The 20,143-nt window shown below is 54.8% G+C and carries 11 protein-coding genes and 1 other annotated feature; of the genes, 1 reads left to right on the top strand and 10 read right to left on the bottom strand.

The genetic code is table 11. The annotated features are described in order from the left end of the window. Nucleotides 1-40: 40 nt before the first annotated feature. The 10 genes from OR1_RS18155 to ilvD form a co-directional block, all read right to left on the bottom strand. On the bottom strand, nucleotides 41-1,711 hold the full coding sequence (locus OR1_RS18155) for an MXAN_6640 family putative metalloprotease (protein ID WP_041973984.1): 1,671 nt from the start codon (nucleotides 1,709-1,711) through the stop codon (nucleotides 41-43). Between the two features lie 108 nt (nucleotides 1,712-1,819). Continuing rightward, entirely contained in the window at nucleotides 1,820-3,376 is a 1,557-nt protein-coding gene (locus OR1_RS18150; protein ID WP_041973982.1) for a 2-isopropylmalate synthase, read from the bottom strand. Nucleotides 3,377-3,428: 52 nt separating this feature from the next. Next, nucleotides 3,429-3,650 (bottom strand) — a binding site (T-box leader). Between the two features lie 65 nt (nucleotides 3,651-3,715). Continuing rightward, nucleotides 3,716-4,402 carry a glycosyltransferase family 2 protein gene (locus OR1_RS18145; RefSeq protein WP_041973981.1) on the bottom strand — a complete coding sequence of 229 codons (687 nt, stop codon included), beginning with the start codon at nucleotides 4,400-4,402 and terminating at the stop codon, nucleotides 3,716-3,718. A gap of 3 nt (nucleotides 4,403-4,405) precedes the next feature. Then, nucleotides 4,406-6,055 carry a glycosyltransferase family 39 protein gene (locus OR1_RS18140; RefSeq protein WP_041973978.1) on the bottom strand — a complete coding sequence of 550 codons (1,650 nt, stop codon included), beginning with the start codon at nucleotides 6,053-6,055 and terminating at the stop codon, nucleotides 4,406-4,408. Beyond that, nucleotides 6,052-6,804 carry a CDP-diacylglycerol--serine O-phosphatidyltransferase gene (pssA, locus tag OR1_RS18135; protein ID WP_041974046.1) on the bottom strand — a complete coding sequence of 251 codons (753 nt, stop codon included), beginning with the start codon at nucleotides 6,802-6,804 and terminating at the stop codon, nucleotides 6,052-6,054. The genes OR1_RS18140 and pssA overlap by 4 nt, the downstream gene beginning before the upstream one ends. Nucleotides 6,805-6,836: 32 nt before the next feature. Next, a complete protein-coding gene (locus OR1_RS18130) occupies nucleotides 6,837-7,481 on the bottom strand; it encodes a phosphatidylserine decarboxylase family protein (protein WP_041973975.1) in 645 nt (214 codons plus the stop codon). Between the two features lie 79 nt (nucleotides 7,482-7,560). Further along, a complete protein-coding gene (gene ilvC, locus OR1_RS18125) occupies nucleotides 7,561-8,577 on the bottom strand; it encodes a ketol-acid reductoisomerase (protein ID WP_041973972.1) in 1,017 nt (338 codons plus the stop codon). Between the two features lie 91 nt (nucleotides 8,578-8,668). Continuing rightward, nucleotides 8,669-9,163 carry an acetolactate synthase small subunit gene (gene ilvN, locus OR1_RS18120; RefSeq protein ID WP_041973969.1) on the bottom strand — a complete coding sequence of 165 codons (495 nt, stop codon included), beginning with the start codon at nucleotides 9,161-9,163 and terminating at the stop codon, nucleotides 8,669-8,671. 116 nt (nucleotides 9,164-9,279) lie between these two features. After that, nucleotides 9,280-10,980: a biosynthetic-type acetolactate synthase large subunit gene (ilvB, locus tag OR1_RS18115; protein ID WP_041973966.1), complete on the bottom strand. Its 1,701-nt coding sequence runs from the start codon at nucleotides 10,978-10,980 to the stop codon at nucleotides 9,280-9,282. A gap of 98 nt (nucleotides 10,981-11,078) precedes the next feature. Then, a complete protein-coding gene (ilvD, locus tag OR1_RS18110; protein ID WP_041973964.1) occupies nucleotides 11,079-12,734 on the bottom strand; it encodes a dihydroxy-acid dehydratase in 1,656 nt (551 codons plus the stop codon). Nucleotides 12,735-13,030: 296 nt separating this feature from the next. On the opposite strand from ilvD, the gene OR1_RS22915 reads away from it, so the two are divergent. Further along, on the top strand, nucleotides 13,031-20,131 hold the full coding sequence (locus tag OR1_RS22915) for a chitobiase/beta-hexosaminidase C-terminal domain-containing protein (protein WP_041973960.1): 7,101 nt from the start codon (nucleotides 13,031-13,033) through the stop codon (nucleotides 20,129-20,131). Nucleotides 20,132-20,143: the final 12 nt, after the last annotated feature.

Genomic DNA, 20,143 nt, shown 5'->3' with positions numbered 1-20,143 from the left:
TTATATTTTTATGGCACCCATCTCTATATACGGCCAAAGACTACTCGGTAATCCGTTTTCGTAGCAGGCACCACCCCAAACACCCCATAAGCAGCGCAGCCACAGTCTCAGGATGTTCCACAGTTACAAGAATTGGGGCTAGCAGCGCCCGGCACCCTCTGGCTAGCCACTTGTGGCGGGCAACAACCTCGGCCATGGCCGGGCTCACCCGGTAATAGCACCTTACCAGCATCCTGCCAACCGGATTGGTCATCAGCCATCGGTCGCGGAATTTTCTGAGCACCATAACCTTCGGGTGCAGATAACTTCCGTATGCGGCAGTGGCAATGAAACAGCCACCCCCGCCGCCGCCACTTTGCGCGGGACTGCTCACCGCAGGACCTGTTACGAGCGTTGGCGCCTTGCCACTCAGCGGGGCGTCCTGAAGGCTCGGGATCGGCTGCAATGGATCCGCAGGGACCACGGTCGCCCCGGTCAGGTTGTTGCACAAAAGCAGTGCATCCGCCAGAGCTATCGCTGCAACTCCGGCAGGTTTCATTGACAGATCGATCTGAGGATTGGCGGCATAGAAAGCGAAGGAATAATCCGCAGCAGGGTAAGAAATCGTGTTGATATTAGTTTCGAGGAGAAGCGGATGGATCAGGGAGACCTCATTCTGGTGACTCATCCAGTTGCGAAGCACCAATCTTTTCCCCACGCCGAGCACATATTGATCCAACTCCCCGGCCAGCGATTGATCGATAATGGGAACCATCCTGATATCGCTGCCATTTGCCGGTGCCGGCACTGTGGCCAGCAATTCCCAGATGGATTTGATGGAATCCCGCCCTTTGATTTCCGCCAGATAGCGATTGAAGATCCAGCGGCCATAACCTCCGCCGGTAGTGACACTAACTGGCGTATCTAGCGGCAGACCCGGATTTTGCAGGTATCCCGGCAGGTAGTCATAAAGCTGGTTCACCGAATTGAAGACCTCGTCTTCCATCCAGGTGGAAGTTGCTTCTGCGTACCAGATATCGAAGTAATAATTGTAGCCATACTGGATGGCGTGATGGTATTCGTGTGCCGCCGTTATCTGCAACAGCTGATTATGAGAGTAGCTTGAGAACTCGGCGAAATCGTTTTCAATGACAATATAACTCGAATACGAGGTTCTGCTCAGGGGAGTTGCCGCATTGGTAAAGCCAAGATACTTGACACTGGCTCCCCCGAGGTTCTGGAGATAGACATCGTATTCCCCCCTGGCTGCAGGTGCGGGATTATAGCCCATCTCCTGAACTTCACTGGCATATACCGCTTCGAATACTGCGGCGACAGTTTCCACCCAGTCAGGGATCCCATTGTTATTGGCATCGCTGAGAGGCGGGGCATCACTGCCGTCTGTAGCGTAATGGATAAGGAAATGACCTTCTGCAGACCGGACCACCGCCTCATTGACCAGAGCCGGCTTGGCCAGGTATTTTGCCAGCACCTGCTGCGTTCCTGCGGCCAGCTTCGACCAGTCGTGACGCAAGGAATGATAGACCGGCGTATAGCATCGATCTAAAGGCAATTCTCTTCCCGCCTGAGACAGGCCGGCAACCGGGTATGACCGGCTGAGCTCACCAAAACGCTCCAGATAATGGTTATCAAGCTCGCCGGCACACAAGGCAGAGACAGGTCCGAAGACAAACAAACATATCAATGTAATGATGATGGCTGAAGATTTCATAACAGAAATCCTACCACAGATTTGTGCATGTACACACTCACCAAACCAAGAAAAAAGGGGGAGCCATAGCCCCCCCATCAATTACTGCTTTGCGTTCACCGCCCAGGACTACAGCGACTCGATGAACTTCCCCTTCTGATAATGCAGGCGGTTCAGGGCATTGATGTAAGCCTTTGCCGAAGCCTCGATAATATCGGTGGATGAGCCGCGGCCGCTAACGGTCTTGTCGCCGTCAGAAACCTTGACCGTGACCTCGCCCTGGGCATCGGTACCCCCGGTTATGGAGCCGACGTTGTACTGGAGGAGTCGACCCTTCGTCTTAGTGAGCTTCTTGATCGCCTTCAGGGTGGCGTCAACCGGGCCGTCGCCGAGTTCGGCGGTCCTGACCGGCTCACCATCGATTTCCAGCTGCACAGTAGCGGTTGCCACTGCAAACGAGCCGCAGGTGACGGTAATATGGTCGAGCTTGTACTTCTCGGCCGGCCGCATTACCTCCTCGGCAATCAATGCCTCGAGGTCTTCGTCGAACACCTCTTTCTTGAGGTCGGCCAGCGATTTGAACTTGTCGAACGCCTTGTTCAGATCTTCGTCGTTCAGGTCATGACCCAGCTCTATCAAGCGTTTCTTGAATGCGTGACGACCGGAATGTTTGCCGAGCACCAGCGCATTTTCTTTCAATCCCACCGAATCCGGCGTCATGATCTCGTAGGTCGATTTTTCCATCAAAACGCCATGCTGATGGATGCCAGCCTCATGTGCAAAGGCATTGGCGCCGACAATAGCCTTGTTGGGCTGGACAGCAATACCGGTAATTGTTGAAAGCAGGCGGCTGGCCGGGGTCAGCTGTTCCGTCGCAACATTGCACCGGAACGGCAGGATATCGGCACGGGTCTTGAGGATCATGACAAACTCTTCGAGCGAACAGTTGCCGGCGCGCTCACCGATGCCGTTGATGGTGCATTCCACCTGACCTGCGCCGGCCTGGATCGCAGCAATCGAGTTTGCCACGGAAAGCCCCAGGTCATTGTGACAGTGGACAGAGATGACCGCCTTGTCGATGTTCCGGACGTTGTCCTTGAGATGCTTTATGATGTTGAAATACTCAAACGGTATGGTGTAGCCGACCGTGTCAGGGATGTTGACCGTTGTTGCGCCGGCATCGATGACCGCCTCAACGACCTCTACCAGGAACGGCAACCGTGTCCTTACAGCGTCCTCGCACGAAAACTCGACATTCGGTGTATATGAACGGGCACGCCTGACCGCCTTTACTGCATCCTCAAGAACTTTCCCCGGCTCCATCTTCAGTTTGTACTTCATGTGAATGTCAGAAGTTGCAATGAACGTGTGGATTCGTCCCTTTTCCCCGGCATGCTTGAGCGCTTCCCATGCCCGGTCGATATCCTTTTCGCTTGAGCGGCACAGACCCGCAATCTGCGGTCCCTTGATTGTCTGCGCAACCTTTTTCACTGCCTCGAAGTCACCTTCCGAAGCAATCGGAAAGCCGGCCTCGATGACGTCGACATTCAGTTTCTGGAGCTGTTTGGCAAGGCGCAGCTTCTCCTCGATGTTCATACTGTTGCCTGGCGCCTGCTCCCCGTCGCGCAGGGTTGTATCGAAAATCCTGATAATCTGCTTGTCATCCTTCTGGGCACTCTTTGCCATGTCGCTACCTCCGTTGTTGTACTTCCAGAAATAAAAAAGCCTCCGCCCCGACAAAAGGGACGAAGGCTTGAGCTCTCCGTGGTACCACCCTTATTTATCCGGCAGACAGAGCTGCCAGGCCTCGATTGTCCCGTAACGTGGGTGACGTCTCCGATTACTCTTCGTTCACCGGAGCGGCTCCGAGGCGAGTTCACCGTTTCCCCCCACCGGCTCGCACCATCCGCCGGCTCTCTCCAGAGGTTCCGCGACTACTACTCCTCTTCACTGCCTTTGAAATTTTATTGAGCTTAAATAAAACAGCAGTTTGATGTCAAGCAATTTCTTTCAAAATTATTATCTCTACCGAAACAGCCCGTATTTGACAATGCACCAGATCGCCTTGACCCCGTCCTTCCAGCCGATTTTCTTCCCTTCGGCATAGGTTCTGCCGCTATAGGAGATCCCAACCTCGTAAATGCGGCAACCGGTCCGCGCAACCTTTGCGGTCACTTCCGGCTCGAACCCGAATCGGTCCTGTTCCAGGCTAATCCCTTTGATGATTTCCGTGCGAAAAACCTTGTAGCAGGTCTCCATATCGGTCAGGTTCAGGTTGGTGAACATGTTCGACAGCAAAGTCAGAAAGCGGTTACCGAGAGAGTGCCAGAAATACAGAACGCGATGCTCTTCACCACCGACGAACCTTGACCCGAAAACAACATCGGCCTTGCCGTCCAGGATCGGTTTGATCAGTTTGGGATACTCCACCGGGTCATATTCTAGATCCGCATCCTGAATAATGAACATATCCCCCTGCACATGCCGGATACCGGTCCGGATCGCGGCACCCTTTCCCTTGTTTACCTCGTGACGGACATAATTCAGCGAACTGTATTTTGCCGCCAGCCCCCGGATAATGTCGGCAGTGCCGTCCGTTGAACAGTCATCGACAATGATCAGTTCCTTTTCGACAGGAACTTCATCAACGCGACGGACAATTTCGGCAATGGTCGATCGCTCATTATATACCGGAATTATTACACTCAGCATTGGCTACTCCAGTAACTCATAAACTGCGACCCCGGCGCTTGCTGGGTCAGTGAACAACAGCACCAGCCGAAGCCCCGGCACCGGACGGTACCCTTCCCCATTGACTATAAAAAGTCCCTGAAGCGAGGAAGATAACAAAGGTTTCAGCAGTGGCAGCATCTGGGGGCGCATCCCCAGCAGTGTGCCGTCGGCAACGATGTAGCGGGCATGGTTCTTTCTGGCCACGCTAAGTATCTCTTCGAGGTCTGCCTGGGGAATATCCACCCTGGACATATCGGCGTAGAAGGTCAACCGCGCATCGCGAGCCATGACAGTGGACCGCTTTGGCAGATTTTTTTTCAGCATCTTGCCGATCAGTTTGTGATCGTAGCGGGCGCCATCATCGTCGTAATGATACGGTTTTGCTTTACCGAACGAAATATGCGGCATAAACATGATCACGCCGATGATACCGCCGGTAACTGCAGCTACCGGAAAGCGTGATATCCTTCCGGACAAATCTGACCCGGCCCGCAGAGCAGGTATCCTTAGCAGCTGCTGCTGCAAGGCAACCAGACCCTGTGCGGCAAAGATCAGAAAAAAGGGGAGAAACGGGGCAGTATAAACATTTCCGAGAAAAAAGAAGACGATCAGAATCAGGAGCGGGGCGCACGCTCCGCAGATGAAGAGTCTGCTTCTCAGCCATCCTACCCGCGCCGTTCCGGCGGCCATACCCAGCAGCATCAGCAACCAGACATGAACCGGCAGTGTCTCATCCCAAAGGGACTGGATGTTCCGCACCGAATTCTTCCAAAGAAAATCCGGATACCTGCGGATCACGTCCATAAAACCTATTCCGGCAAACGAAGGTTCCCGTTTCAGGTCCGGCCGGTCCAGATACCACCCCAGTGAATCCGCAAGCGTCACGCTGGATTTCCCGGAGAGCTGCCAGGAGCCGTTCAGGTTGTGAAGAAGGAGGATATACGGGGTCGCCAGGACAAAAAACGCTCCCCAGACAATGCACAGCATCTTGAGATGCAACCGCACGTCTCGCCTTTTCATGACCGGCACGGCAAACACGATAAAAGTTGAGGCGACCAGGATTACGATCGCTTCAGGACGGGTAAGATAGGCAGCGCCGAGCAACAGTCCGGCGGCAACGCCCCAACCGCTTCGTAAACTTTCGGCTGACCGCCAAAGACAGTAAAGGGCTGACAGGATCAGAGCCAGGTAGGTAGACTGGGTAAGCACCTCGCTGCTGAGCTTGGCAAGAGAAGGCGAGAGCGCAACCAAGAGCGAGGCTGCCAGTGCGGTCTGCCGCGAAAATAGCTCTCGTGCCAACAGGTAAACCGGGACAACCAGCACAGTTCCCATAAACATTGAGACAAGCTTGCCGGCCAGTTCGTCATCGCCGACCAGTAAATTAACCAATCCGATGAGCAGGGGGAACATGGGGGGGAAATGAACTGCGCCGGCAAACCCTTCGCCACGGAAGATCGAGCGCGCAATGTTCACGTACGATATGCCGTCGGCGGCTATTACCCGTGCGATTGGAAAGGTATAGATCCTCAACGACAGGGCAAGCAGTAAAACTCCGGCAATACTCAGAAGGTCGTTTCGGTGCAGCTGCGAATCTGGATTAATATCCGATCCCTCAACCATCTGACCAATCATTGAGGAGACCTGCCGGACTCGTGGCCCTTGTGAATAGCCTTTTCCAGGCGCCTCCGTCTGGGCCAGGTAAAGATAAAACCAACTGGGCCGGAGAAGATATAACAAAGAAAAATTATGAAGAGCATGAGAACCGGTTCTGCCGCCACCACAACAAACAGGAGCACGATCAGCACCAGAAACCCGAACGGCTGTCGTTTGATCAGTTCAGGGTCTTTGAAGGAATAGAACTTGATGTTCGACACCATCAGGAAGGCGAGGAGATAGATCAGCACCAGAATTGCAAGTTTTTTGAACGAGCTGGGCCAGCCGAAATGATAGAAAAGCAGGACCGTTGCCGAAACCATGCTTGCCGCCGCCGGTGTCGGCAGCCCGATGAACCGCTTGCTCTCGACCGTATCCACCTGGACATTGAAACGCGCCAGGCGCAGTGCCGCACAGGCTACGAAGAGAAACGCCGCGACCCAGCCGAGCCGTCCGAATGGGCGGAGCGCCCAGGCATACATTAGAATGCCGGGGGTCACACCAAAAGATACCAGATCGGCCAGAGAGTCGTATTCCACCCCGAACTTGCTGGTAGTGCCGGTAGCCCGGGCCACCTTACCGTCAAGACCGTCAAAAACGGATGACGCCAGAATCCATATTGCAGCGGTGCGGTAGTCGCCGGAAAGAGTGGCTACCATGCTGTAGAATCCTGCAAACAGGCTCCCGGTGGTAAAGAGGTTGGGAAGTATGTAAATACCTTTCCGGATACTCTCGCTTCTCTCGGTTTTTTCGCTTTCGCTCACCCTAAAATCCCCAGGACCGTTTCTCCGGCCACGGTCTTTTCACCCATCGCGACAGTAATCTCGGTCTCTTTCGGCAGATACACGTCGAGCCGGGAACCAAACCTGATCAGCCCATACCGCTTGCCGCGTTCGAGTTGATCCCCTTTACCTGCATAGCATACGATACGACGGGCAATCAGTCCAGCGACTTGCACCACAACAATCCTGCGACCGCCAGCGGTTTCAATCACCAAGCCGCTCTGCTCGTTCTCGAAGGTCGCCCGCTCATGGCGGACATCAAGAAATTTGCCGGAGATGTAAAAGGAGTCCAGCACCTTACCGGTCAGCGGCGCACGGTTGATATGAACATTGAAGACCGACATGAATATGCTGATCTTGCTCATCTCCTGACCGAGATGCGGCTCAAAGGCAGTGCCGATATAGATCACCCTGCCGTCTGCCGGGGCAATCACCTTTTTTTCGCCCGACGGCGCAGTCCGCGGAGGGTTACGGAAAAAAAAGACGATAAAAAGTGTCAGCAGCAGGGAAAAAGCCGCCGGCAGGACCCAGCATATCCAGGCAAAAACTGCTGTTGCAATCCCCGCCGCAATAATGAAAGGAAATCCTTCAGGTGCAATGGGGAAACTTCCGGGTCGGTCCATCAAAAGATCCTTCAATAAAAAACCGGGCTACCCGCACCCATAAAAGAGAGCGGGGCCCGGCATTCCGGATGAAATTCAATTAGTTCTTGGTCTTGTCAACGATCTTGGATTTACCGATCCAGGCCATCATCGAACGGAGGCGGGCGCCGACCTCTTCAATGGGGTGATCCGCAGCCTGACGGCGCAGGGCATTGAACACCGGCTTGTTGGCCTGGTTTTCCAGCATCCATTCGCGGGCGAATTCGCCGTTCTGGATCTCTGCCAGGATCTGCCGCATCTCGTCCTTGGTGTCTTCGTTGATGACCCTTGGGCCGCGGGTCAGATCGCCGAACTCGGCAGTATTGGAAACCGAGTAACGCATGTTGGCGATACCACCTTCGTAGATCAGGTCAACGATAAGCTTGGTCTCGTGGAGGCACTCGAAATATGCCATTTCAGGAGAGTAGCCCGCTTCAACCAGAGTCTCGAAACCAGCCTGGATAAGGGCGGAGATGCCGCCGCACAGCACGGCCTGCTCGCCGAAAAGGTCGGTCTCGGTCTCTTCCTTAAAAGAGGTTTCGATGATGCCGGCCCGGCCGCCGCCATTGGCAGAGGCATAGGCAAGGGCGATATCCCTTGAGTTACCAGCGGGATCATGATGAACAGCGATCAGGGATGGAACGCCGCCACCCTTGGTGTATTCGTGGCGGACCAGATGGCCGGGCCCTTTGGGGGCTATCATGATAACATTGATGTCGGAACGGGGTACGATCTGGCCGAAATGGATGTTGAATCCGTGGCTGAAAGCAAGATAGGCCCCCTGCTTTACGAACGGGGCAATCTCTTCCCGGTACACTGTACCCTGGATCTCGTCCGGGAGCAGAATCATGATGATATCGGCCACTTTGACCGCCTCTGACGTCGGCAGCACGGCAAGTCCGGCCTCAGTGGCCTTCTTTACCGATGTGGAATCTGACTTGAGCCCCACCACAACATCAACCCCGGAGTCCTTCAGGTTATTTGCATGGGCGTGTCCCTGCGAGCCATAACCGATGATGGCCACTTTCTTCCCCTTGAGAAGCCCGAGGTTGCAATCCTTGTCATAATAAATCTTCATACCATCCTCCTGAATTATTGTTTCAACCGTTTATGAGGGCATCGCATGCGATGCCCGTTCACAGAAGCCCGGATAGGTCTTCCGCTGGCAACTATTGGCCTTTCCATCCTTTTGCTCCCCTGCCGATGGCGACAGGGCCGGTCCGGACAAGCTCCTTGAGCCCGAGAGGGCGCAGCAGCTCCAGAATTGCGTCTATCTTGGCAGGAGAGCCGGTGGCCTCGATAGTATATGACCTAGGGGTAACATCGATGATCTTCGCCCGGAAGATATCGACGATCCGAAGCACTTCAGCCCGGCTTTCATCCTCGGCAGTCACCTTTACCAGCGCCATTTCACGCTCAATGCCGCTGCCGTCGGTGAAATCGATAACCTTGATGACATCGATCAGCTTGTTCAGCTGTTTGCTGATCTGCTCCAGGATCTGATCGTCGCCCCGGGTTACGAGGGTCATCCGGGAAATGGTCTCGTCGTTGGTCGGCGCCACCGACAGGGAGTCGATATTAAACCCTCGCCCCGAGAACAGGGCCGCAACGCGGGACAAAACCCCGAATTCGTTTTCCACCAGCACAGAAATAGTATGTTTCATGAGGAATAACCTCCATCAATAATTAAGTGAACTGTGAATCCGTTCGCTTCGTTCACGAGTGAAAAGTGAATAACTGCTGTTCTCTTCACCCCTTACCTTTAACCATTCACAGCCTATCAGGCATTCAAAACCATTTCGTTCAAAGACGCCCCGGCCGGAACCATCGGCAGCACCTTCTCCTCGCGAGCAATCTTGAACTCCATGATAACCGGACCATCATAGGCAAACCCGTTCTTGATGGTCTCCTCTACCTCATCGGTCTTGGTTGCCTGGAACCCTTTGGCGCCGAACGCCTCAGCCAGCTTGATGAAGTCGATCGGTTGCTCCATGCAGGTCGATGAGTAGCGTTTGTCAAAGAACAGTTCCTGCCACTGACGCACCATTCCGAGGAAGTTGTTGTTAAGGATGACAATCTTTACCGGCAAGCGGTTCTGCACCAGGGTGGCCATCTCCTGCAGGTTCATCTGGAAACCGCCGTCACCGCACACCACAATAACCTGCCGCTTCGGAAAGGCCGCCTGTGCCCCCATGGCAGCTGGAAGTCCGTAGCCCATGGTACCGAGCCCCCCTGAAGACAGGAGGGTACGCGGCTTGGTGAAGGTGAAAAACTGGGCGGTCCACATCTGGTGCTGGCCAACGTCGGTTGCCACTATTGCATCAGAATCCGACAGCTCGCGCAGCTTTTCGATCACGTACTGCGGCTTGATGACATTGGCGGCATGCTTGTAGGTAAGCGGGTGCTTCCCCTTCCAGGCGGCAATCTCTTCATGCCACTCCCTGGTGGCCTCCTTAAAGGCCTTTACCTTGTCGGGGTGCGCCTCCACCTCTTTGATCATCTTGAAAAGCACATCCTTGACGTCGCCTACTATCGGCAGATCGACAGGCACGTTCTTCTTTATGGAGGTCGGGTCCACGTCGATATGGATGATCTTGGCATGCGGCGCAAAGGTTGCCAGCTTGCCGGTCACCCGATCGTCGAAACGGGCACCGATTGCAACCATCACATCGGTGTTGGTCATCGCCATATTGGCGTAATAGGTTCCGTGCATTCCCAGCATTCGCAACGAGTTGGGTGAATCTTCGGGATAAGCGCCAAGTCCCATCAGAGTAGTGGTAACAGGTACATCAAGCATGTTGCACAGCTTGGTCAGTTCTTCTGCGGCATTGGCCAGAATGACACCGCCGCCCACGTAAACAACCGGCTTGCGGGAATCGAGCAACATCTCGATTGCCCTCTCCACCTGCTTGGGATGTCCTTCCAGGTTCGGCTTGTACCCTCTGATTTCCACCTTTTCCGGATACTTGAACTCGGTCTGGGCAATCTGCACATCCTTCGGAATATCAACGAGCACCGGTCCGGGCCTGCCGCTGCGGGCTATGTAGAACGCCTTCTTCAGAATACCGGCCAGTTCCTTCACGTCGCGAACCAGGAAGTTGTGCTTGGTACACGGACGCGTAATGCCGATGATATCGACCTCCTGGAAGGCATCGTTGCCGATCAGTGCTGTAGGTACCTGACCGGTGATGATGACTATCGGGATCGAATCCATGTAAGCGGTTGCGATCCCGGTTACCGTATTGGTGGCACCCGGGCCCGAGGTTGCGAAAGCGACGCCGACCCTGCCGGTGGCGCGGGCATAACCGTCTGCAGCATGCACACCTGCCTGCTCATGGCGCGGCAGGATGTGATGGATCTCCTTGAAACTGTACAATTCGTCGTAAATATTGATTACCGTGCCGCCGGGATAGCCGAAAACCGTATCGACCCCCTCTTTTTTGAGGCACTCAAGTAAGATTCTGGCACCATTCATTTTCATGTCTATGTCCTCCCCTGTTGAGGGATCAATTTTATGTAGGGGCAAACCTCGTGTTTGCCAGGGTTACGGGCGATCATAAAGATCGCCCCTACAGATGCCTATTCCGTTATGGCTCCGGTGTGAGCCGAGGTGACCACCTTGGCGTACCGCGCCAGCCAGCCCCCCTTGATCTTCGGTTCGGGAGCCTGCCAGTTAGCCCGGCGGGCAGCCAGGACTGATTCGTCAACCAGCAGGTCGAGCTTACGGTTCGGGATGTCGAGCAGGATCCGGTCGCCATCCTCTACCAGAGCTATCGGACCGCCGTCAGCCGCCTCAGGAGAAATGTGGCCGATGCAGGGACCGCGCGTACCGCCTGAGAACCTGCCGTCGGTGATAAGCGCCACGCTGTCGCCAAGCCCCATCCCCATGATGGCTGCAGTAGGCGCCAGCATTTCCCTCATTCCCGGACCGCCTTTCGGACCCTCGTAACGGATTACCACCACGTCGCCGGACTTGATCCGGCCTTCCATGATGGCTGCCATGGCCAGTTCCTCGGCATCGAAGCACCGGGCAGTCCCCTCGAACCTCATCATCGCCGGAGATACGCCGGACTGCTTGACAACGGCCCCCTTCGGCGCGATGGAGCCGAAGAGGACGGCGATACCTCCTTCTTTCTTCACCGGGTTCGTGGTCGGCCGGATTACCGTCTCGTCCACGTTCGCGATGCTCGAAGCGATCTGCAGGGTCGAAAGACCCAAAACTGTAGGATTGTCTCTGATCTTGTCGCCAAGCTGTTTCAGCACCCCGGCTACCCCGCCGGCGGCATCCAGATCCTCCATGAAGTGCTCGCCGGCCGGATTCATGGAAGCAAGCTGCGGTGTCTCCTTGGCCAAAACATCGAAGGTCTCCAGCGGGAGATCTACACCGGCGTCACGTGCAATTGCCAGCAGGTGCAGGACGGTATTGGAAGAGCCGCCGAGCGCCAGGTCAACACGGATGGCGTTTTCAAACGCGGCACGGGTAAGGATCTGCCGCGGCGTAATATTGTTTTTCACCAGCTCAACGATCTTCTCCCCGGATGCAAAGGCGATCCGGCGCTTGAGCGCTGAAACGGCCAGAGCTGTGCCGCAACGCGGCAGGCTCATCCCCAGGGTTTCGGTCAGAATCGCCATGGTATTGGCGGTAAACAGCCCCTGACAAGACCCCATACCGGGGCAGGCATTGTCTTCGCAGACCTGCAGCTCCTTGGCATCAATTACGCCGGCCTTGTAACGGGCCATCGCCTCGAAGGTGTCGGTAACAAACGAGTACTTCCTGCCCCCTTCACCTCTACCCGAAAGCATCGGCCCGGCAGTAACCACAATGCAGGGGATATCGAGCCGTGCGGCAGCCATCAGCATGCCAGGGGTGATCTTGTCGCAGTTGGTCAGCAACACCAGACCGTCCAGGCGATGAGCTTCGGCGATCGACTCCACCATGTCGGCGATCAGCTCGCGGGTTGGGAGCGAGTAGTGCATTCCTTTGTGCCCCATGGCAATGCCGTCGCAAACACCGGGAATACCGAAAAAAAACGAGTAGCCCCCTCCGGAGTGAACCCCCTTCTCGATGAAACGCTCCAGGTCGCGCATGCCGACATGTCCGGGTATTAGATCGGTGAAACTGGTGGCAACGCCGATAAAAGGCTTTTCGAACTCGCTCTGTGGAACCCCGGTCCCCTTGATCAGTGCGCGGTGCGGCGTCCGCTCCAACCCCTTCTTTATCATGTCACTTCGCATGGTTAAACTCCGGCAACTTATGCTGAGAAAAATGTGAATGAAGAAAATACTGCATTTTGCGGGCGAATGTCAACATGAATAAAATAGCGTTATCAAAAAAAGACCAGCAGTAACGATGCCTTAGAAATAGTTTACAAACAGGTTTTCAGCAATTGCCGAACAAGCCCCTGGCAAAGATTGACGATACGCCATTAAACCCAATTTAATGCAAACGGTTTTAAATATAATTTATTATTTAATTAACTCACATCTTGATGTATATTTTTGCAATTTCATTGTAATCGGAGGGGCGTTTAATGCATATCTCATCCATAGGTCCCAAGTTTAGGCTCTCAATCCTGACCATAATCCTGACGCTTTTTGTGTGCTTGAACGGCGGGGAGTGCATTGCCACCGAGCAGTGGCAGACTGTCGGCCCGAACGGGAAGGCAGTTGCCGTATCCCCTAATTTCGCGATCGACCGTACTGTATTCGCTGGCTCTGACAGCACCGGTGTGCTAATAAGCACAGACGGAGGCACAAACTGGACCGTTGTCAACAACGGCCTTGGCAACCTGAATATCTGGGCAATTGCCATTTCGCCGGTCTACGCCTCTGATCGTACCGTGTTTGCCGCGACTGATAGCGGGGTTTTCAGAAGCACTAACGGAGGAGAAAGCTGGAGCAATGTCTATGACGGTCTGGGCAACCAGCCGACCCGCTCGCTGTCCCTGTCCCCCAACTATGTGAACGACCGTACCATCTTTGCCGGAACATGGGGTGGCGGCGTTTACAGGAGCACTAACGGAGGAGATAGCTGGTCCTCGTTCAACGGCGGTATCACAGACCCTTTTATTGCTTCCCTGGCGGTTTCCCCCTCTTACGACTCTGACCGAACTGTCTATGCCGGAACCTGGACAGCCGGTGTGTTCAAGAGTAATGACGGAGGTTCGAACTGGAACTCCGTAGGCATAACATACCCCCATACCATCCACGCTCTTGCCGTTTCGCCGGGCTATGCAACAGACCAGACCATCTTCGTCGGCATCGGCGGTGGCGGAGGAATACAGAAAAGCTCGGACGGCGGGTTAACCTGGTCGCCGCAAAATTATGGTCTGAGCAACCTCAATATCCTGTCCATGGCAATTTCCCAGGGATTCGCCGACAACCCGGCACCTCCTGGCTATCCAGGCAATCGGACCCTGTTTGCCGGAACTCTGGGCGGCGGCTTGTTCAAGAGCGTCGATGGTGGAGCGAATTGGAGCCCAATCAACAGCGGCCTCACCAACCTGAACGTCTGGTCCCTGGCCCTTACGCCCAACTACACAGCTGATCAAACCGCCTATGCCGGTACAGACAACGGTTTGTTCAAGGCGTCCCCGGTTGCCGCAATCCCCGCAATTTCCGTCTCCCCTCCCGACCGGCATTTCGGAGACGTAATGGTCAGCACCAGCACCGCGCAGCTCTTTGTTGTCAGTAACAGCGGAGAGGCAACACTGAATGTCGCGGCCATCGGCATTTCCGGCGGCACGTCCGAGTTTTTTGTCGATCCGGTTACCTGCCCCAGTCTTACTCCTGTTCTCGCCCCGAGAGAGAACTGCACAGTACGCGTAACCTTTCTACCCTCTTCAATCGGCACCATAACCGCCACTATGACGTTAGAGTCAAACGCGGCAAACAGTCCGACAGTATCCATACCGCTCAGCGGCACGGGCATTTCAGGCAACTATTCCCTGAACATATCTCTCAGCGGTACCGGCAGTGGCAGCGTCAGCCTTTCCACAGGCGGCAGCTGCACCGGAAACTGCGTCCAGACATTTGCCGCCGGCACCGAGGTGACCCTTACTCCCACAGCCGGGAGTGGCAGCAGTTTCAACAGTTGGAGCGGCTGTGACTACCTATCAGGTGACAGCTGTACGGTAACTATGAGCGCCAACAGAAGTGTCAACGCCGCATTCCGATCACTCTCCCAGAGTCCCTACCTGTGGCAGGGAATCGGGCCGTATGGCGGCAACATCCAGACCTTCGCTGTTTCACCGGCCAACGCCTCTGACCAGACTGTCTTTGCAGGAGGGCAAGGGGGGGTTTTCAAGAGCACGGACAACGGAGCCAGCTGGAGCCCGGTCAATGCCGGCTTAACTACCCTCGGCATCAACGCCTTGGCAATTTCACCCGATTATGCAATCGACCAGACGATATACGCCGTTTCCCAGGGGGGAGGGGTATTTAAAAGCACGAATGGCGGGGCGAACTGGATGGAAAACAATAGCGGCATGACTAATCTGTTTGCCATGGCTGTGTCGGTTTCACCCAGCTATGCATTAGACCGGACAGTCCTTGTCGCAACGCAAAACGGCATTTTCAGGAGCACGGACGCCGGAGCACACTGGGCCTTGGCCAAAGCCGACGAGTATGCAATGGCGCTGGCGTTTTCCCCGGCGTATGCAAATGACCGGACCATCTTTGCCGGGACCTTCTCCGGCGTCTACAAAAGCACGGACAGCGGCGCGAGCTGGTTCGCCGTCAACAACGGCATCACCGGAACCAACGGCATCTATGTCTTGTCCCTTGCGGTTTCCCCCGGTTATGCGACCGATCAGACGATCTATGTCGGAACCGATTTTAATGGCCTATTCAAGAGCGTGAACGGCGGTGCGAGCTGGAGCCCGGCAAACACCGGTATTCTCGGCGGCTACCACGGCTTGGGGGTTGCCAGCGTTACCGTAGCGCCCGGTGCCCCCCAGACGCTCTATGTCGGCGGCTATGACCAGGGCCTTTTCAAAAGCACGAACGGCGGAACAACCTGGAATGCGATAACTAACGGCATCAGCTCCTTTTATGTCAGGGCAGTCGCGTTCCTGCCGGGAAGCAACCAATCTCTCTTTGTAGCCACAATGGACAAAGGGGTCTACAAAAGCACCACTGGCGCGACGAGTTTCGAACAGGCCAACTTCGGCATCAGCAACGTATCGATCAGTGCCGTAGCCATCTCTCCGAACTATTCTACCGACAAGACCATTCATGCCGGCGTCAGTTATGGCGACGGATTCAAGAGCTCGGATGACGGCGCAACCTGGAGTAAAATCAACAAAAGCAATATCACCTCAATGGTGAATTCCCCCAACTATCTCTCCGATCAGACGGTTTTCGCCGGTTCATGGGATGGCGTATTCAAAATAGTCAACGGTACAGTAACTTCCCTGCCGGGCTCGCCCCGCACCCGGACATTGGCTGTCTCCCCGGCATTCGCCCAGGACAGGACCATATTCTCCGGATCAGACTTCGGCTTTGCAAAAAGCACTGATGGCGGAACCAGCTGGAGCGCTACCAGCAGCATCAATGGCAATCAGACCATTCGAACCGTGGCGTTTTCTCCCGATTACGCCTCTGACCGGACGATCTTTGCCGGAACCCATGCGGGCGTGTTCAGGAGTTCCGACGGTGGAGCAAGCTGGAATGCCGCCAACAGCGGCCTTACCTACCTGCCTGTCGCAACGTTTGCAGTTTCACCCGGTTATGCCGCCGATAAGACAATATTTGCAGGAACATGCGATTCAGATCCATGCACCAGTGGCAGGGGCATATTCAAGAGCATTAACGGCGGATTGAGCTGGTCTCCCGTCAACAACGGTCTGTTCACCCAGGCGATCAACACACTGGCCATTTCGCCAAACTATGCAGACGATCAAACCATTTACGCCGGGACCAATAATGGAGGGGTTTTCAGAAGCACGGACGGCGGTGCGAGCTGGAACATCGTCAACGGCGGGGTCAGCAGTAATGACACGGTTACTTCCCTGGCCATCTCGCCAAACTATACGATCGACCGAACCGTATTTGCCGGTACGATGTTCGGTGGCATATACAAGCTGACATCAATTGCGCCGACTCTTGCCACGTTGAGCATTGTCAAAACAGGAACAGGTTCTGGGAAGATAACTGACAGCACCGGGTTAATCTGGTGGTCGGGAAACAATGGCGCTTCCAGCTATGTAGCCGGTATGCTTGTCGTTCTCACCGCCACGGCGCATCCAGATTCCAGCTTCAACGGCTGGACCGGGTGTGATTGGGTAGCTGGCGACCAATGCACGGTATCGATGTCAGGGCCAAGAAATGTAACGGCGCTGTTTACCTACCAGGGCCCAACCGGTTCGATACGGATCAATTCCGGCTATCCTGCCACGACCTCTACCACCGTAACGTTGCAGCTCTCAGCCTCTGACAGCAACGGCATCTCGGAAATGAGGTTCAGTACCGATAATGTTTCCTGGTCAGTCCCTGAGACATATGCGACCTCAAAGTCATGGACGCTGACTGGAGGTGATGGTGAGAAGAAAGTCTACGTCCAGTATAAGAACAGTCTCGGAAGCTGGTCATCCTCTTACGTCGCCTCCATTATACTCGATACCGTCGCGCCGGTTACCAGCGCCTCCCATCCCTCCGGTTCATACGGCACGGCTTTCGATGTGGCCCTCACCGCAAGTGACTGGAGCGGCACCATGGTTGATCTGCAGAGTGGTATTGCGGCGATCTATTACACCACGGACGGGTCAGTTCCCACCACCAGTTCTGCCGTCTACACGGCGCCCCTTACTATTTCGTCAGACACCACCCTGAAATTTTTTGCAAAAGATGTCGCTGGCAATACAGAAAGTGTCAAAAGCATCGTTTATAAACTGGTCTCAAGCGGCCAGATCACTGTCAACGGCACCGGCAATTACGGAACGATCCAAAGCGCCATTGACGCGGCACCGGTTGGAGCGACCATCAATGTCCCTACCGGGGTTTATTACGAATCAATCACTCTCAAAAAAGGGATTACCTTACAGGGAGCAAATCCGTGGGATACCATAATTTTTGCAGCCAATAACGCCTATGCCGCCGTTAATGTTGTATCGGACACCGCCACCATCAAAGGCTTCACCATCAGCGGAGAACCACTTTACTCGGGCCAGCAGCGCAAAGGCATTGAGGCAAACATGGAAGCGCAGGTCACTGCCATCAACAACATCATCATGAATCATAATGTCGGCATTTCGTCCTATAACAGATCAAGTATCATGGTCACAAACTCCGTAATCGCCAATAACACATGGGGCGCGGTGGATATCGGTATGGCCACTGTCGCAACCCTTGAAAACAACGTAATTGCCAATAATGGCTTTGGGTGGGTGGACAGCTACGGTTCCGGGGCAAACTTCGTATTCAGAAACAATATAATTGCAAACAATGCGAGCTATGGTTTCATAACGATGTCGTCGTTGTTTATCGAATACAATGATGTCTGGAATAACAGTGGCGGGAATTATGCTTTTAACACAGGATACGGCGTCATCCCCTTCAGCCCGGCACCGGGAACTGGTGAACAATCTACCGATCCTCTTTTCAGCAGCCCGGTTTACTACGCCCTCTCATCCGGCTCACCTCTGAGAAATGCCGGAAACCCTTCTTCCGCATACAACAACACGGATGGGACAAGAAACGATATGGGGATATATGGCGGCCCCGGCAGAATGCCGACCGATTACTCGACCCCGCCGCCGATGGTTACGACACTGACTGGCTTCGACAAGCCAGCTGACAATGGCGGCGTCATCGGTCTTGACTGGAGCAGATACCCGAAACCGGCTGATTTCGAGCAATTCAGAATATACCGCAGCACTGAAAGCTTTGCCGACGTGGCCGGCATGACCCCGATTGCCACTACCTCAGACACTTCGTTTTTCGATAACACTACGCTGAATGAAACCGATTACTATTATGCGGTAACCGGTGTAGACGCCTTGGGGAATGAGAACAAAAACGTAATCTTTGCCGGTCCGGTACGATCCGTTAACAACTCAGTGATTCCCCCGGTCACGACTGCTTCGCCGGCCGGCGGAGTGTACCTGACGGCGCAGAGCGTCACTTTGACCACCAGCCAACCAGCAACCGTGTATTACACAACCGACGGCTCCATTCCAACTACGGCCTCTGCAATCTATGCCGCTCCGGTCAACATAGCAGCCTCGACAACACTCAGATTTTTTGCCAAAGACACCTTCGGGAACACCGAATCGGTCAAAACCGAGAATTATGCCATTGCAGTCCCCCTCCAGGTGGCGATAACCGGTGAGGGCACAGGTTCCGTCCACACAATATTGGCCCCCGATATCCAATGCCTATCCGGTACCTGTCTCCAATTCTATCCACCTGGAAGCATTGTCACACTGACCGCTACACCGGCCGCTGGCTTTGCCTTCTCCGGCTGGTCAGGCGCCTGTACAGGAACCGGAATATGTCAGGTTACCATGGATGCGGCAAAAACCGTTTTTGCCACCTTTGCACGATCAAGCGATACGGCACCGCCGACTGTCAGCTTCACCATGCCTGCCGCTGCAGGGGCACTCACCGTTCCCATCGTTGAGTTCACCGCCACCGATGATATTGGCGTAACCGGTTATCTCGTCACGGAAAGCCCTCTGCCGCCATCAGGCAATGACTCTGGCTGGAGCAGCAGTCCGCCTGCCACCCATACCTTTATCTCACCGGGGAACTGCTACGCCTATGCCTGGGCAAAGGATGCGGCAGGTAACATATCCGCCCCTCGTGCTGCCGTGGTGAACATTGCCGTCAATGGTTCTGGCGACGTCCTGCCCCCCCAGATCCTCGCCTTCGCAGTCCCCTCGGTCTCGACACTTACCGTACCGATTGCCACCCTGGCCGTGATGGACAACATCGGGGTCACTGGTTATATCGTGAGCGAAAACAGCTCCCCCCCTTCGCCTACCGATCCCCGCTGGATGAGCAACGTACCGACCAGCTTCACCTTTGCCGCCTATGGCAGCAAGACCCTTTATGCCTGGGCCCGCGATGCTGCAGGCAACATATCGGCAAGAATCAGCGCCACCTGCCTGGTCATGGACCCAACTGGCACCTTGGATACGGTCCTGACCGGCTGGCCGGCCCATCCTTCGACCACGTCTCCCTCTACGTTCACATTTACGTCCAACAGCGCAGCAGCAACGTTTGAATGCAGCCTCGACAACCAGAATTATTTCCCCTGCGCAAGCCCCATTAGTTTCGGCACGCTAGCCAATGGCAGCCATACATTCAGAGTCAGGGCAAAAGATCCGGCAAGTAACTACGATGTCTCACCGGCAAGTTATATCTGGACAGTGAGCGTTCCCATTGCCAGGTCTGCGCTCAATCCCTATACGACTATTGCCAACGCTTATGCAGTAATTGGTGACGGACAGAATCTGGAGATAAAAGGGATTGAGTTTTCCGAAAGCCTTTTGTTTGATCGTGCCGTCGCAGTTACCCTAAAGGGGGGGTTTGATTCGGTGTTCCTCTCCAACAGCGGGACAACCGCCATTCACGGTTCCATCGTGATCAGCAACGGAGTAGTGACCATCGAGAACATCACCATCATGTAACGACAGCTCACT

Source organism: Geobacter sp. OR-1 (assembly GCF_000813145.1).
In the GTDB taxonomy this organism is placed as follows: domain Bacteria; phylum Desulfobacterota; class Desulfuromonadia; order Geobacterales; family DSM-12255; genus Geoanaerobacter.
The sequence above is the reverse complement of the archived record's forward strand: the minus strand, read 5'-3'. Positions and strand labels throughout refer to the sequence as shown.

What these genes read in the sequence shown, in the direction of transcription:
- OR1_RS18130 (WP_041973975.1), bottom strand. Translation starts at nt 7,481, where the DNA reads ATGGACCGACCCGGAAGTTTCCCCATTGCACCTGAAGGATTTCCTTTC.
- OR1_RS18155 (WP_041973984.1), bottom strand. Translation starts at nt 1,711, where the DNA reads ATGAAATCTTCAGCCATCATCATTACATTGATATGTTTGTTTGTCTTC.
- OR1_RS18150 (WP_041973982.1), bottom strand. Translation starts at nt 3,376, where the DNA reads ATGGCAAAGAGTGCCCAGAAGGATGACAAGCAGATTATCAGGATTTTC.
- OR1_RS18145 (WP_041973981.1), bottom strand. Translation starts at nt 4,402, where the DNA reads ATGCTGAGTGTAATAATTCCGGTATATAATGAGCGATCGACCATTGCC.
- ilvC (WP_041973972.1), bottom strand. Translation starts at nt 8,577, where the DNA reads ATGAAGATTTATTATGACAAGGATTGCAACCTCGGGCTTCTCAAGGGG.
- OR1_RS22915 (WP_041973960.1), top strand. Translation starts at nt 13,031, where the DNA reads ATGCATATCTCATCCATAGGTCCCAAGTTTAGGCTCTCAATCCTGACC.
- ilvD (WP_041973964.1), bottom strand. Translation starts at nt 12,734, where the DNA reads ATGCGAAGTGACATGATAAAGAAGGGGTTGGAGCGGACGCCGCACCGC.
- ilvN (WP_041973969.1), bottom strand. Translation starts at nt 9,163, where the DNA reads ATGAAACATACTATTTCTGTGCTGGTGGAAAACGAATTCGGGGTTTTG.
- ilvB (WP_041973966.1), bottom strand. Translation starts at nt 10,980, where the DNA reads ATGAAAATGAATGGTGCCAGAATCTTACTTGAGTGCCTCAAAAAAGAG.
- OR1_RS18140 (WP_041973978.1), bottom strand. Translation starts at nt 6,055, where the DNA reads ATGATTGGTCAGATGGTTGAGGGATCGGATATTAATCCAGATTCGCAG.